This is a genomic window from Burkholderia sp. S171, from assembly GCF_009766085.1.
Classification (GTDB): Bacteria; Pseudomonadota; Gammaproteobacteria; order Burkholderiales; family Burkholderiaceae; genus Caballeronia.
The window spans coordinates 269425-284772 of sequence record NZ_LMUF01000048.1 but is presented as its reverse complement, the minus strand read 5'-3'; the positions used below and the strand labels follow the sequence as shown (position 1 = coordinate 284772).

Sequence of the window (15348 nt, the reverse complement as noted above, 5' to 3'; positions counted from 1 at the left end):
GATAGCCGCCGTCTAGTCCACGATGAACAGCTTGGCGCCGGTTGCAGTTGACGACCTGTGCGCCTCGGCGTTATCGGCTACCTGATAGCTCATGCCCGGGCGCAGCGTAAACTGTCGCCCGTCTTCGAGTTCGGTATCAAGCTCGCCTTCAATACACAGCAGGATGTGGCCCTTCACGCACCAATGGTCAGCGACATAGCCGGGCGTGTATTCAACGTGCCGCACGCGAATAGTCCCGAAGTGCTGAGTCCGCCAGTACGCCATGCCGCTATCACCCTTGTGTTCAGTTCGTTCGATCTTCGCCCAGTCCGTGATACCGAACGGGATGTCGGTCATCTGCATTACGCACCTCTCGATAGATAGTAGATAACCGCGGCTTCAGGCCTCGATTTCGCATGGGCGTCCTGCGATTCGGGATCGCCCTCGACGCATTGCCATTCTGCGAGCGAGAAGCCTTTCGCGACAGGTACGGTCGATGCAATTTCAGCCGGCACTCTATCCAGGCAAAGGACATCTCGCCTGAAGCGCAACCTCCTGCGGCGTAACGCCGCACGTCATCTATTAAGCGTAAAAACCTTTAAGTCAAAGTGGGTAACTGCCGATATGTCCTTTAACGCGACCACGCGTTCTCGCTTCACGTTCCAGATCGAAGAAAGGACACAATCAATGCGCAATAACCAGCCCGTCTCGCAGCGGGAGTACGACTTTCCCGGCTCAGACATGCTTGTTTCGGCTACGGATCTTTCAGGCAACATCAAATACTGCAATCCCGCTTTTGTCGAAGTCTCCGGTTATTCGAGAGAAGAACTCATCGGCCAGCCGCACAATCTGATCCGCCACCCTGACATGCCGCGCGAGGCTTTCGGCGACCTGTGGGCGACGATCCAGGAAGGCCGCCCGTGGACTGCGCTGGTCAAGAACCGACGCAAGAATGGCGACTACTACTGGGTTCAGGCGAACGTGACGCCGGTTATCGAGCATGGCAAGACCGTCGGTTTTCTCAGCGTGCGAGTGAAGCCGGGCCGCGACGAGGTGGCAAACGCAGCCGAGCTGTATGCGCGGATGCGCGCCGGTGCAATGGGTTCACTCCGTCTCAAACAGGGCGCGCTTGTACGCACGGGGCTCGCCGGCAAGCTTGGGGAACTGGCGCGCATGCCGGTCGCGTCGCGCATTGCGATCGGCTATGCAGCCGGACCGCTGGCGGTGCTCGCGACAGGATTGATCGCGTACCAGGGGCTTCCGCCGCTGCCCCTGTGGATCGCCTTTGGGGTGAGCGCACTGGTGGGAGTAATCGGCTGGGCGACCGTTGCACATCACGTCAGTGCGCCCGTTCGCATCATGTCCAGATTTGCCACGCGCATGGCAGCCGGCGACCTCACGGCTGCGATGGAAACCGGCGCTCGCGACGACCTCGGCGACGTCCAGCGCGCGCTGAACCAGCTCAAGGCGAACCTGTCCGCAATAGTCATCGACGTACGCGGGCAGATCGGCGGGATGATGGACGCCACGCGGGAAATATCGAGCGGCAACATGGATCTGTCGCGCCGGACCGAATTGCAGGCAGCATCGCTACAACAAACCGCCGCGACGATGGACCAGTTGACCGCGACGGTAAAGGGCAACGCAGACGCGAGCGTGCGCGCACTGGAGCTGGTGAAGGACGCGCAGGCCGCAGCAAGCGATGGCGGCAAGATCGCGCTCCAGGTCGAGCAGACCATGGCCGGCATTAACACGGCATCGCAGCGTATTGCGGACATCACCGGCGTGATCGACGGCATCGCGTTCCAGACGAATATCCTCGCACTGAACGCGGCGGTGGAAGCGGCACGCGCAGGCGAAGCGGGCCGCTCGTTTGCAGTGGTCGCAACCGAAGTGCGCAACCTCGCGCAACGCTGCGCGGCGTCGGCGAAGGAGATCAAGGCGGTGGTCGAAACAAGCGTCGCGCAGATCGCGGAAGGGACCGAGCTGGTGTCGCGCACGACCAGCCAGATGCACGCCATCGACGCCGCCGTGATGCGGGTATCGACGATCATCGGAGAGGTGGCGAATGCGAGCAGCGAACAGGCCGAGGGCATTCGTCAAGTGAACCAGGCGGTAGCGCATCTGGATGGCTCGACGCAGCAGAACGCCGCGCTGGTCGAGCAAGCTGCCGCGACCGCGCAGCGGCTGGCTGAACGTGCCGATGTGCTCGATGACGCCGTGCGGTTATTTACTGTTGCATAAGTGAGGCGAGCGCTCGCGGTGCGTCTGGCGCGAGCGAATAACCCTCAATTAATCAGCGTCGGGATCAGCCTCAGCCTCAGCCTCAGCCTCAGCCTCAGCGTCCAGCGCCAGCACGGTGACCCCCACATCGATCCGATGTGACCCGCCGCCGAGAATCATCCCCCGAAGCAGCGACACGTCGCTATAGTCACGCCCCGTCGCAAGCGTCACATGTTCGAGATCGGCGAGCACATCGTTGGTCGGATCGAGATCGATCCATCCGCTGCCGGGACAAAAAACCGACACCCACGCATGCGACGCATCCGCGCCGATCAACTTCTCCTGCCCCGGCGCGGGATCATTGCGCAAGTATCCGCTCACGTACCGGGCCGGCAACCCGAGCGCGCGCATGCAGCCGATCATCACCTGCGCAAAATCCTGACAGACGCCCCGGCGCATTTCAAACGCGCGATGGGCAGGCGTGTCGTAGGACGTTGCCAAAGGCTTGTACTTGAAGTCGGCATGAATCCGGTGCATCAGGTCGATCGCCCCTTCCGCCAGCGGCTTGCCCGCAGGAAAACTCTCCAGCGCATAGTCACGCAAGTCCTGACCGAGACTGATATTGGGCGACGCAAAGCAAAACTCCGTCTCCGGGCGAAACGGCGCACTGGCGCTAAAACGCATACCCTTCGCGACCTCGTCCCATGCGGGCGTGGTCGCCGGATCGAGCGAGGCCCATCGGGGCGTCAGTTCAACGGTCGTTTCGCTGACCATCTGCAACGACCGGTGCGGTGACTCCAGCGAGAAATACAGCACGTCGTTACCGAAGGTATCGACACGGCTATTGATGTACGGCGGCTTCGGCTCAATGCTTTCGGTGTGCGAGATCACCCGCTGCCATGCGCAACTCTGCGGCCGGATAGTCGCGAGATGCTGGGCCGTCTCCACGTACGTTGAATAGCGGTAAGTCGTCCGGTGCGACACCCACAAAACGGTTTTCGGGATCTTCACGACGACACCTGCAATGCCTGCGTATTCGCGTGGCTGAAGTAACGTGCGCTGATTTCATGCGCAGCGGCGCTCACGTGATCGCCGAGTGTCTCGCAGGCATGGATGAGTTCGCCATAGTTGCCCTTTTCGTCGGTCGTGCAGAGTTGCTCGAGTCCTCGCAGCGACTTCAGCAACAGCGTTGCGTCGCTGAATGCGTCGTGGGTGGTGCTGCCGGCGGCAACCGAAATCTCGTTGAGCTTCGTGCATAAGCGCGAGTACACGCCGTACAGACCGCGGGGGTTGGTCGGCTCGACCACCAGCAGGTCGATCAGCGCGGGAACTTCGAAACGCCCCGGATAAAGCGATCGATACGTAAGCGTGCTGTCGAACAATTGCAGCAGCAGATCGAACCCGGCAGGTGTGGTCATCTGGCCATGCTCGGCGGCTACGCGCAGGAAGGTGGTCATCGTCCAGACCCGTTCGATGTGCCGTCCCGCGAACACCAGCTTCCATGCTTCGTCGCGCGTCATGCGGTCGCCCTGCGCGCCGCTGATTGCAAGCAGTTGCGTCGACAGTGCATCAAGCGTTCGCGTCAGCTTCACGCGGTCATAGCGCTCCACGCCCGGTCCCGGCTTGAATTGCTGGATGGCGTCGCGGAAATCGTTTCGCGCGGCCAGGATTGTGCGCCAGTGATCGGTCGAAAGACGTCCGCGAATCTCGCTGCTCGCGCGCACCTGGCTCGCGAGGTTCTGGCCGATACTCGCCGCCGTACCGTTCTCACCAATATTGGCGACCAGCAAACGTTCGAGCCCGCGCGCCGTGTGGCCCTCGATCGGCGTGCCCGGCGGCAGCAAGCCACTCTGCCACGCGAGGTCCACCATGGTCTCCAGCATGCCCTCGGAGTCGTTGCTGTCGATCGACGAGAGGATCACGCGCAGCAGCCGCACGTTGTTCTCGGCGCGCTCGCCGTATCGTCCGGCCCAGAAGAGGTTTTCTGCGGCCCGGCTCGATACCGTCCGATGCTTGCGCGCAAGGTCAGCCGGTTTTATCGGCGTGGGGAGCAGCGAGAAGCTTGAACCCGGCTTGCTCGACAGCACCCAGGTGTCGACGCTGCTGCTGCCGTATTGCATCGATACCGACGGTTGGCGCTCCGCCCCAAGCCGCGTGAATCCGCCGGGCATCACGGACCAGCCGCCATCAATATTCGCGATTGCATAAACGCGCAGCACCGACGGCCGGCCCGTCAGCGTGTTGTCTTCATAACGCGGCGCGTGCGAACTCGGAAACAGGTTCTGGATGGTGAACGCGTCCGGCATGGCGTCGATCCGCGCGCGCCAGCCGGCAAGCGGTTGCAGGCCGTCGCCAAAACCGCGGGGGCCGCCGCCGTTGAGCGGCAAGCCAGGCCACGTGGGAATCACGAAAGCCTTGTCCAGACGTGCCAGCACCGCTTCGCGCGCCGCGGCTTCACCGCACCACCAGGTCGGCACGCTGGCGAGTTCCAACGGCTCGTCCAGCAGCGCCCGCGAGATGGCCGGCAGGAAACCATGCAGCGCCGGCGATTCGACAAACCCCGAGCCCGGCACGTTGGACACCATCACATTGCCGGCGCGCATTACCTGCAACAGTCCCGGCACGCCAATGGTGGAATCGGCGCGTAATTCGACCGGATCGCAAAAGGCATCGTCCAGGCGGCGCATCAGTACGTGAACCCGTTCTAGCCCGGCGAAGGTCTTCAGGAACAGCATGTCGTCGCGTACGGTCAGGTCCTTGCCTTCGACCAGCGTAACGCCGAGGTAGCGAGCAAGGAACGCATGCTCGAAGAAGGTTTCGCTGAAAGGCCCAGGGGTCAGCAGCGCGATATGCGGCGAACCTTCGCCCGACATCATCGCCCGGCCGCCCTGGACCAGCGCGGAGATCAGTTGCGAGTAAAACGGGGCGAGCCGCTGGACCTTCATGGAGCGGAACGGCTCGGCGAATACGTCGGAGACAATGAGCCGGTTTTCCAGCGCATAGCCGAGGCCGGACGGTGCTTCGGTCCGGTGCGCCATCACGGTCCACCTGCCGTTGGGGGCACGCGTCAGGTCCACCGCAACAAGCTGCAGATACTGCGCGCCGGGCGGAACGAACCCCTTCACCGAGCGTAGATACCCGGGATGTCCGAACACCAGCGCGGGCGGCAGCAGGCCGTCGTGCAGCAGCGTCTGCGGCCCGTAGATATCCGCGACGATGGCGTTGAGCAACTTCGCGCGCTGCGTCACCGCGCGCTCGATCACCGACCACTCGCCTTCATCGATAAGAAACGGCAGCAGGTCCAGCGCCCACGGACGAGGCTCGCCCTTGTCCGCGTAGACGTTATAGCTGATGTCGTTATCGCGGACTTGCTGCGCGATGGAAGCGGTCGCCCGGTCGAGGCCGGCTATGCCGTCGTCGCCAAGCAAGTCGAAGAACTGCTGCCAGGGCGCGCGCAACTGGCCCGCCGCGTCGCGCAGTTCGTCCCAATGTCCCTCCCGGGCCGGTACCGCGCGAAGGTGTGACGACACACTCGCGCGGTTCGTGATTGCTTCAAACGGAAGCGTGGATTGGAAGGCCAAATTGAGCAGTTATCGTAGATGAGGCTACCGTCGGCGCAAATCGAGCGTGAACGGAAATTCCAGGCTGCGCTTCGGTTCCTCCACGACCATGCGCCCGGGCGTATGGCCGATTCTGAAAAAGCGTGCGCGCCGCCGGCTTTCCGCCTCGTATGCGTTGACCGGATAGGTCACGTAATTGCGGCCACCCGGATGGGCTACATGATACCGGCATCCGCCTATGGACCGGTTGCTCCAAGTGTCAACTATGTCAAAGGTAAGCGGTGCATCCACGCCAATCGACGGATGCAGCGCCGTCGGCTGGGACCATGCCCTGAAGCGCACGCCGGCCACATGCTCGCTCACCCGCCCGGTGGGTTGCAACGGCAACGGCACGCCGTTGACTGTCACCACATGGCGGTTGTCGTTGAGACCGAGCACCCGCACTTCCATCCGTTCCACCGACGAATCCACGTAGCGCACCGTCCCGCCCGGCGACCCCTGCTCGCCCATCACGTGCCACGGTTCCAGCGCGCTGCGCACCGTCAGTTCGATACCGTTCGACTGGACCGCTCCGACCAGCGGGAAACGAAACTCGAAATGCGGCGCGAACCACGCGGCATCGAACGCATAACCGGCTTCATTCAGGTCCGCGATGACATCGTGGAAATCCATTTCGATAAACGTGCCGAGCAGGAAACGGTCATGCAATTCCGTGCCCCAGCGCGTGAGGCGCGTGGTGTACGGCTTGTCCCAGAACCGCGCGACCAGCGCCCGCAGCAGCAACTGCTGGACGAGGCTCATGCGGGCGTGCGGCGGCATTTCGAAACCCCGCAGTTCGAGCAGGCCAAGGCGGCCGGTCGGACCATCGGGGGAATACAGCTTGTCGATGCAAAATTCCGCGCGGTGCGTGTTGCCGGTCACATCGATCAGCAGGTTGCGCAACGTCCGGTCGATCAGCCACGGCGGCAGCAATGCACTGTCGCGACCACCTAAGCGTTCAAGCTGATGCTCGATCTCCTTGAACGCGATTTCCAGTTCGTAAAGCTGGTCGTTGCGGGCTTCGTCTACACGCGGCGCCTGACTCGTCGGCCCGAGGAACAATCCCGAGAACAGATACGACATCGACGGATGGTTGATGAAGTACGCAATCAGGCTTGCAAGCAGGTCGGGACGCCGCAGGAACGGACTGTCTGCAGGCGTTGCACCGCCAAGCACGAAGTGATTGCCGCCGCCCGTGCCGGTGTGCCGCCCATCGGTCATGAACTTCTCGGTGCTGAGATAACTTTCGTGCGCCGATTGATACAGGAACTCGGTGTGATCGACGAGTTGATCCCAGCTCGACGCCGGATGAATGTTCACCTCGATCACGCCCGGGTCCGGCGTGACTTGCAGCATCTTGAGACGGGCATCGCGTGGCGGCGGATACCCTTCGATCACCACTTTCATGTGCAGATCGGCGGCGGTTGCTTCGATGGCCGCGAGCAGGTCGAGGTAGTCATCGAGTTCGGTCAGCGGCGGCATGAACACATGCAACAGGCTCTTGCCGCTTCCAAACGATTTCTCTTCGACATCCGGTCCTGCCGCACGCGCCGGATCACGCGCTTCGACACACAGCGCTGTACGACGGATCCATGAAGCAGACTCGCCACGCGACGGCTCGCGGGTCGAGGTTGCCGGCGCGCGTCCGGTGCCTGCGGCCAGGCCAGTTCCTGCTCCCGCACCCTCGCCCGCTTTTCCTTCAATACCCTCGCCAGGAACCACCGCTTCGCCGCGATATTGCATGCGCAATTCCATCGCCTGACGCAACGGCGTGGGCGGCCCGAACGGATCGTGCGGATGTTGATACGGATAGTCGCCCGCACTTACCCACGGCAGCGATTCCAGCGGCAAGCGGTATCCCATCGGTGAGTCGCCGGGGATCAGGTACATGCGGCCATCGCGGAAAAACCAGGGGCCGCTGACCCATGTCGGCGCTTGCATCGGAACATCGCGCTCACGTGCAATAGGCATCACATAACCCGTCACCTGCGACAAGCCTGCATCGAATACGCGACGCAAGCGCATGCGCTCCATCTCGTCCTCAAGCTCGGATTCGAACGGGTCCACGTTCACCGGCAAGCGACGTTCACGCCACAAGTAGTAGAACGTGTCTTCGTAGCCGGGCTGGATATACGACGGATCCAGCGAGACCTTCTCCGCCAGATGTTCGATAAACCGTCTCGCATCTTCGGCCGTGTAATTGCCGGGATCGCGTTCATCGGCGAACAGCTTGGGGTCTTCCCAGATCGGCTCGCCATCTGCGCGCCAGTACAGGGACATGGCCCAGCGCGGCAACTGTTCGCCCGGATACCACTTGCCCTGGCCGAGATGCAGAAAGCCCCCCACGCCATAACGTGCACGCAACTTGTCCATCAGCGAGACGGCATAACCGCGCTTCGTCGGCCCGAGCGCATCGGTGTTCCATTCGGCAGCATCGCGGTCGCTCACGGCGACGAACGTGGGCTCGCCGCCCATCGTCAGGCGCACGTCCATGTCGGTCAGTTCCTGGTCGACTTGCGCGCCCATCTTCTGCACCGCGGCCCACACTTCTTCCGTGTACGGTTTCGTCACGCGTGGCGTTTCGAGCACGCGCTGCACCTGCATGATGTGCTCGAACTCGACTTCGCTTTCATCGACCGCGCCGGAGATAGGCGCGGCGCTGCCCGGTTCAGGCGTGCAGGCGACGGGGATATGCCCCTCGCCGGCCAGCAGCCCGGAGGTCGGATCGAGTCCGATCCAACCCGCGCCCGGCAGGAAGACCTCACACCACGCGTGCAGGTCGGTGAAGTCGACTTCGGTGCCGCTCGGGCCATCGAGGGACTTCTGGTCAGGGGTCAACTGGATCAGGTAACCCGACACGAAACGCGCGGCCAGCCCGAGCTGACGTAGCGCCTCGACGAGCAGCCAACCTGTGTCGCGGCACGATCCCAACGCCTTTTCGAGCGTCTCCTCCGGCGTCTGAACGCCGGGTTCCATGCGGATCACGTAGCCAATATCTTGCTGCAGCCGCTGGTTCAGTTCGACGAGGAAATCGGCCGTTACCTTGGGCGTCTTGTCGATACTGTCGACAAACTTGGCCAGCAACGGCGTGGGCTCGCGCGTGATCAGATACGGCGCCAGCTCAGCCGCGAGTTCCGGTTCGTACGCGAACGGGAATTTCTCGGCATAGGGCTCGAGGAAGAAGTCGAAGGGGTTGTACACCGCCATTTCGGCGACCAGATCGACCGTGATCCTGAATTCCCGGGTTTTCTCCGGGAAGACGAGCCGCGCCTGATAGTTGGCGAACGCATCCTGCTGCCAGTTGATGAAGTGTTCGGCTGGCTCGACCCGCATTGAATACGAAATGATCGGGGTACGGCAATGCGGCGCAGGCCGCAGGCGCACGACCTGCGGTGAAAGGCCGACTAGGCGGTCATAACGATAGTGCGTGACATGGTTCAACGCGACACGGATTGACACACCTGACTCCTGGACGAATTTTGGCAATCTTCAAAAGCAAACTCCATGCCGTTTGGTCGAATGCACCATCCGGCAAGGCTCTCGGGAACTTCTATGCACTCGATACTGCGTTTAAACCGCTTTCAGCGTTCTTCGATGCACCAAACTAGCGCGTAAAACGCCCTTTGCCTCGGGCCCGGACCGTTCCTGCGGCGGCACGTGGCTTGCTTGCTAGCTTTCAACAAGCGCTTTCAACTAACATCCCGCGCTGCATTCCAGCCTATCTCTTTAATATGAAAACATTCCATTGCGGCCGTTGCCAGCATCACGTTTTTTTCGAAAACGTGAAATGCGAATCGTGCGCGGCGTTGCTGGGCTTCGTGCCCGAATTGTCCGAAGTTTGCGCGTTCGAACCGGCGGGCGACACGCTGTGGCGTGCCCTGAATCCATCGGCAAACGGCGCGTTGTTTCGGCAGTGCAATAACTACGCGCTGGAGAATGTCTGCAACTGGATGATCCCGGCCGATTCGCCCGACGTATTGTGCCCGGCATGCAGCCTGACGCAGACCATCCCCAACCTCACGCTGCCCAATAATCGCGTCTACTGGTACAAGCTGGAGACGGCGAAGCGGCGGTTGCTGTTCGCGCTCTCGGCACTCGGTTTGAACACGGACTCACGGCGGACCAATCCGGAAACCGGCTTGCAGTTCGAGTTTCTCGAAGACGGTGAGATGGGAGCGAAGGTCCTGACGGGTCACGACAACGGCCTCATCACCATGAACATCGCCGAAGCCGACGACGCCCTGCGTGAACGTATGCGCGCGGATATGCACGAGCCGTACCGGACCCTGCTCGGGCATTTCCGGCATGAGATAGGGCATTACTATTTCGACCGTCTTGTGACGAATACAGACTGGGAAGCGCCGTTTCGCGAGATGTTCGGCGACGAGCGCGCTGACTATGCCCAATCGCTCCAGGCCCATTACGACAATGGACCGCCGGCCGACTGGGAGCAGTCTTACGTGAGCGCCTACGCCACCACTCATCCGTGGGAAGACTGGGCGGAGACGTGGGCTCATTACCTGCATATCGTCGATACAGTGGACACTGCAGCCGCATGCGGATTCAAGCTCGACCCGAAGTCCGACAACGAACCGTCGCTCACCGAGATCGAGCCCATAGAGAACACCAGTTTCGATAAGCTCATGAAGCAATGGTTTCCGCTCATGTACGCGTTGAACAGCCTGAATCGAAGCCTGGGACTGGCTGATGCGTATCCGTTCACGCTCTCGCCGAAAGTCGTCGCCAAGCTGCGTTTCGTGCATAAGGTGATTGCGAGCGCGAGTGCTGAGAAACAAGTGAACGACGCGAGTGAAGTCAGTGTGGGCGTCCAGCAAGAGATCACGCAAGACCCGCAGGATCAGCCGGCGGCAGCAGCCGGTTGATCATAAGTTAATCAGGAGTTCGATGGTTTGAACTTCGCCTTGACCATCGTCCTTCGTGAAACAAGCGAGGTCGATGCCAGTAGCTCCCCGGCCGCGGCCATTTACGCATCCCAACCTAGAAAGGTCAGTCCGATGAAGCTCCGCGTTGGTTACGAACTGGTCTATGAATGCGTGCAGCCGACCCCGATGCTGCTGATGCTGAACATGCACGCGTCGCGGGCGCAAAACATCCTTGTCCCTGACATCCTGCGGGTCAACCCGTCGGTACCCTACTCGCAGTATCACGACTCGTTCGGCAACCTGTGCAGCCGGCTGGTTGCACCGCAAGGCTGGCTCACGTTGTCCACGCAGGGCGTAATCGACGTGCCGCCTTATCCGGAGTTGCAGGAGCCCAACGGTTATCAGCATGCCGTTGAAGAGTTGCCCGACGAGTGCATGCAGTTCCTTCTCGGCAGCCGCTATTGCGAGACCGACCTGCTGTCCGACGCCGCCTGGCAGATGTTCGGCCACACGCCGCTCGGACGCGCACGGGTACAGGCTATTTGCGATTATGTTCATCGGCACATACGGTTCGACTACAACTGCGCGCGTCCGACCAAGACGGCGTTCGAGGCGTATCGGGATGGCGTGGGTGTGTGCCGGGACTTTGCGCATCTGGCCGTCGCGCTATGCCGCGCGATGAACATTCCGGCGCGTTACTGCACGGGGTATATCAGCGACATCGGTTTGCCGCCGCCCTACGCACCCATGGATTTCTGCGCCTGGATCGAGGTGTATCTGGGCAACACGTGGCAGACATTCGATCCGCGCAACAACGCGCCGCGCACCGGACGCGTATTGATGGCGCGAGGCCGCGACGCTGCCGATGTCGCGTTGAGCAACACCTTCGGAACCACTACGCTGGTCAGGTTCAGCGTGGTCTGCGAGCCGCAATAAACCGCACTGGGAACGGCCACGCCAGCGTCATCCGGATTGCCCGGCTGACGCTGGCGTTCAGTGCATGGGTTTGCTGCGTGCGGAAATAGCTGCCGAAGTTACTTCGCAAACAGCGCAGTGATATTCGCAAACGCCTTGATCTCAAGCGCATTGCCCGATGGGTCCAGGAAGAACATCGTCGCCTGCTCACCCACTTCACCCTTGAAGCGCACATGCGGCTCGATGATGAACTCCACCCCTGCTGACGTGAGTTTGTCCGATGTCGATTGCCACTGATCCATCGGCAACACGACGCCGAAGTGCCGGACCGGGACTGCATCGCCATCTACCTCGCTCGTCTTCCGATGACCGATTTCGTCCGGCGCAAGATGGGCCACGATCTGGTGCCCGTAGAAATTGAAATCCACCCAGTCGGGTGAGCTGCGGCCTTCCGGACAGCCGAGCAGGTCGCCATAAAACGCACGGGCGGCCGCGATGTCATGGACCGGAAAGGCGAGATGAAACGGGGAAATGGCAGCAGGAGTGTCGCTCATGGCAGGCTCGGATATCGGTTGAGTGTACGTATGCATATGTATTCGACGACGCGGACATGGTCTGTCCGCACCGTCGTCATGGTGGGTGAAAAGTGGATGTCACGCCATGGGAAGAGAGTTTAGGGGCAACGAGAATAGTTGAATAACGATAGTTTTTTTATCTCAGCATCAATAAAATCGATCAATAAAACCTGTGAATCTGATCGATAAAATCATGATGCGAGAGCTGAAAACCTTTCTGGCGGTGGTGCGTTTCGGGACGTTCGCGAGTGCCGGGGCGCATATCGGACTGACGCAATCGGCTGTCAGCGCACAGATCCAGCGGCTTGAGGACGACTTGGGTTTCCCGCTATTCGACCGGACCGGGCGCTCGGCCACGCTCAACGCCGCAGGCAAGCAGACGGTCGATTCAGCCGAAGAATTATTGTCGGTTTACGCGCGCCTGGCGGCGCGTGGCGGCACGGCGGAACAGTCGGGCCTGCTGCGAGTGGGGGCTATTGCTTCGGCGCAGGCTTCGTTTCTGGTGAGCGCCATTGAACTGTTCCGGCAGACGTCGCCCGGATGGCGAATCCGCGTGGTCCCTGGCGTGTCGCTCAATCTGCTGGCACAAGTCGATTCTGGCGAGATCGACGTCGCGGTGCTCATTAAACCGCCTTTTGCATTGCCGGCCGAGTTGCACTGGCGAACGCTGCTCACTGAACCCTTCGTGTTGCTGGTCCCGCGCGAGCTTGCGGACCAGCCGTGGCGTGCACTGCTCAAGTCAGAGCCCTTTATTCGATACGACCGGAGCTCATTTGGAGGCCGCCTCGTCGACCGCTTTCTCAGAAGGATTCGCGTGACGGTGCAGGACGTCGTCGAGCTGGATGAATTGCAGGGAATTGTCGGGCTCGTGGCGCACAGGGTGGGCGTTGCGCTCATCCCGCAATCGTCCGCGCTGCACATGCCGGACACCGTATGCGCGTTGTCTCTGGGTGATGAGACCTTCACGCGTGAAATCGGCCTCGTCCAACGGCATACGAGAAATGAGCAAACCGTCACCGTGCAATTCGCCGGGTCTGTTTGTGCAGTTCTGCCACGGTGAGCCGTTTTCGACGACATCCCAACTGACTGCTGCCGTAATTCGCGGCCAGCAAGCGGGAGACTTCAATGCCGATCTCGATGAAAACGCCGTCGGCACTTTCTTGCTATGCATCGTGTAAGGACTGCGGGTGCTGGGCAAAGTCGAAGTAAGCGAAAAGAAGCTGGCTGGCATCGTCGATATGACCCCGCGCGCGCTGTTCTAAAATTTTTTTCCTAATTTTTGAACGATAGGTCATGAATAAACTATTCGAGCGTCAAGCGACTGTCGCGGCTAACCCAGGCGCCGCTGTGCCAAGCCCATCCTTTGGGACGGTGCGCCCCGGATACATGACAGGGGTAGTGCTCTGCGTGTGCGCAACCGTCTTGATGGGCATCACGTTTCCCGTCATGACAAGCGCACTCCGGCATGTCGATCCATTCACCTTTACGTCACTGCGCTACGTGATTGCGGGCAGCGCGTTCCTGGTCCTGTTGCGGGAGAAAGAAGGCCGAAGCGCATTCCGGTTTAAAGGCGAACCCGTAGCACTTGCCTGGCTGCCGGGATCAATCGGCTTCTGTGGATTCGGTTCTTTTGTTTTTCTCGGACAACAATTGGCCGGCCGCGACGGCGCGCTGACTGCATCGATCATGATGGCAACCCAGCCGATGATGGGCTTGATCGTGAATTCGATCGTGCCGCCGCTGTATTCGTTTCTGTTTATCCTGATGTCGTTTGCCGGCGTGGCACTGGTCGTGACAAAAGGCGATATTGCAGCACTGCTGAGCGAGCCTCAGCACTACTCGGCCAACGCGTTGATTGTGGTCGGCGCGCTGTGCTGGGCGATCTACACGTTCAGCGCGTCATACTTCAAAACGTGGTCCGCGCTCAAATACACGACGATGACAACCTTGCTGGGCCTGACTACGATCATCGGGCTGAACGTGCTGTTATTTGCGCTTCATGTCGTGCCGGTGCCAAGCACGGCGATGCTGATCGCCATCATCCCTCACCTGCTTTATATGGGGCCCGTTGCGGGTTTTATCGCGATTCTGTTCTGGAACATGGGAAACAGGATCCTGACCCCGCTCAATGGCGTGCTGTTCATGGATGTGCTGCCCATGACAACATTCGTAGTGTCGGCGATGAGCGGATTAATCCCGACCCACATGCAGATTGCGGGCGCTTGCATGACAGGCGCGGCACTAATCCTCAACAACCTTTATCTACGTCTTCGCTCGCGGCGCGTTGCTGCCGGTTCATAGAACAGTGCCGATACCCGGATGGCACGGGCACGCACTTCAAGCAACCTGGAACGGTGCTCGCGGTGCGGCATCTCCATCCAAAGTTGCTATGGCCCAGACGACCGCAAAATTCGTGGCGGCATTATGCGACGCGAAACGGCCAAGGGTGCCGTGCGAGCGTTGATTTCCATGCTCGTCCCGGATGATCACAAATGAATCGAAGGCGCCCTGAGCGGGGGCAACCATGGGTCGTATAGTCGATCCTCGGTATTGCATTTCCATCTTCAACCCTCTCTCTTTAGGTCAGTGCAATGAAAACCAGAGTAAAAAAACCAGAAATATTTTAGTAGTTGATGCATCTTTATGCAGCGGCTACGAATAAATATGCCGAAACGTGAAAACAAAGCCGGGATAACTCAATGTTGCGTGCGACGGCCTTTCAATCCAACTTGCCGCGCAACCCGTTGCGCAACTTTGCGCGTCACGATCAAATTGCCGTGTTCACGCATTCGAGCATTCCCTCCACAGTGGTGTGCTGGGTTAGCCTCAATTCCGGATAACGAGCCAGACCGACTACACGCTTGCGCCAATAAGCCTGGCCGAGCAGGGAACTGCTGCCCTCGTCGCTTCAGCGCGGAATGATCCGCATCCAGATGCGCGTTTCTCCTGCTCGGCCAATAGCGGATGTCGGGGTTGTTTGGAAGGTCTGGTCAAAGCCCAAGGCTCATGCTCCAGTCATGACGCAGGGAACAGTATCCCGACTTCGCCAATAGTGAATCCTCAATTCTGAGGATTTACGCTAGGCGGTAACCTCTAATCATTGCCTTCACGAAAAAACGATAAATAAGAATGCATAGGCGCACCGGGCCAGTGCTACAAATGACCGATATTGGG

10 protein-coding genes are annotated in these 15348 nt (G+C 60.5%); 5 read left to right on the top strand and 5 right to left on the bottom strand.

Going from position 1 to position 15348, the window contains the following annotated elements; translation table 11 throughout:
• Positions 1-12 precede the first annotated feature (12 nt).
• A complete protein-coding gene (locus tag GSQ93_RS28585; RefSeq protein ID WP_158939006.1) occupies positions 13-342 on the bottom strand; it encodes a DHCW motif cupin fold protein in 330 nt (109 codons plus the stop codon).
• A gap of 324 nt (positions 343-666) precedes the next feature.
• Between GSQ93_RS28585 and GSQ93_RS28580 the strand changes: the two genes are divergently transcribed.
• Positions 667-2223 carry a PAS domain-containing methyl-accepting chemotaxis protein gene (locus GSQ93_RS28580; protein ID WP_158939005.1) on the top strand — a complete coding sequence of 519 codons (1557 nt, stop codon included), beginning with the start codon at positions 667-669 and terminating at the stop codon, positions 2221-2223.
• A gap of 48 nt (positions 2224-2271) precedes the next feature.
• Here GSQ93_RS28580 and GSQ93_RS28575 read toward each other — a convergent pair whose 3' ends face one another.
• The 3 genes from GSQ93_RS28575 to GSQ93_RS28565 are packed head-to-tail and all read right to left on the bottom strand — an operon-like array spanning position 2272 to position 9260.
• On the bottom strand, positions 2272-3213 hold the full coding sequence (locus GSQ93_RS28575; protein ID WP_158939004.1) for a transglutaminase family protein: 942 nt from the start codon (positions 3211-3213) through the stop codon (positions 2272-2274).
• Positions 3210-5783 (bottom strand): circularly permuted type 2 ATP-grasp protein, encoded by a 2574-nt coding sequence (locus GSQ93_RS28570; protein WP_158939003.1) that lies wholly within the window; start codon positions 5781-5783, stop codon positions 3210-3212. Before GSQ93_RS28570 ends, GSQ93_RS28575 begins: the two co-directional genes overlap by 4 nt.
• 24 nt (positions 5784-5807) lie before the next feature.
• Positions 5808-9260: a DUF2126 domain-containing protein gene (locus tag GSQ93_RS28565; protein ID WP_158939002.1), complete on the bottom strand. Its 3453-nt coding sequence runs from the start codon at positions 9258-9260 to the stop codon at positions 5808-5810.
• Between the two features lie 272 nt (positions 9261-9532).
• On the opposite strand from GSQ93_RS28565, the gene GSQ93_RS28560 reads away from it, so the two are divergent.
• Positions 9533-10684 (top strand): putative zinc-binding metallopeptidase, encoded by a 1152-nt coding sequence (locus tag GSQ93_RS28560; protein WP_158939001.1) that lies wholly within the window; start codon positions 9533-9535, stop codon positions 10682-10684.
• Positions 10685-10816: 132 nt separating this feature from the next.
• Complete coding sequence (locus tag GSQ93_RS28555) at positions 10817-11620, top strand: transglutaminase family protein (protein ID WP_158939000.1); 804 nt, start codon at positions 10817-10819, stop codon at positions 11618-11620.
• A 98-nt stretch (positions 11621-11718) separates the two neighbouring features.
• Here GSQ93_RS28555 and GSQ93_RS28550 read toward each other — a convergent pair whose 3' ends face one another.
• Positions 11719-12153: a VOC family protein gene (locus GSQ93_RS28550; RefSeq protein WP_158938999.1), complete on the bottom strand. Its 435-nt coding sequence runs from the start codon at positions 12151-12153 to the stop codon at positions 11719-11721.
• A gap of 214 nt (positions 12154-12367) precedes the next feature.
• Here GSQ93_RS28550 and GSQ93_RS28545 point away from each other — a divergent pair, with 214 nt between their 5' ends.
• Together GSQ93_RS28545 and GSQ93_RS28540 are read left to right on the top strand one after the other, a co-directional pair.
• A complete protein-coding gene (locus GSQ93_RS28545; protein ID WP_158938998.1) occupies positions 12368-13234 on the top strand; it encodes a LysR family transcriptional regulator in 867 nt (288 codons plus the stop codon).
• Between the two features lie 233 nt (positions 13235-13467).
• Positions 13468-14475: a DMT family transporter gene (locus tag GSQ93_RS28540; protein ID WP_254074104.1), complete on the top strand. Its 1008-nt coding sequence runs from the start codon at positions 13468-13470 to the stop codon at positions 14473-14475.
• Positions 14476-15348 lie beyond the last annotated feature (873 nt).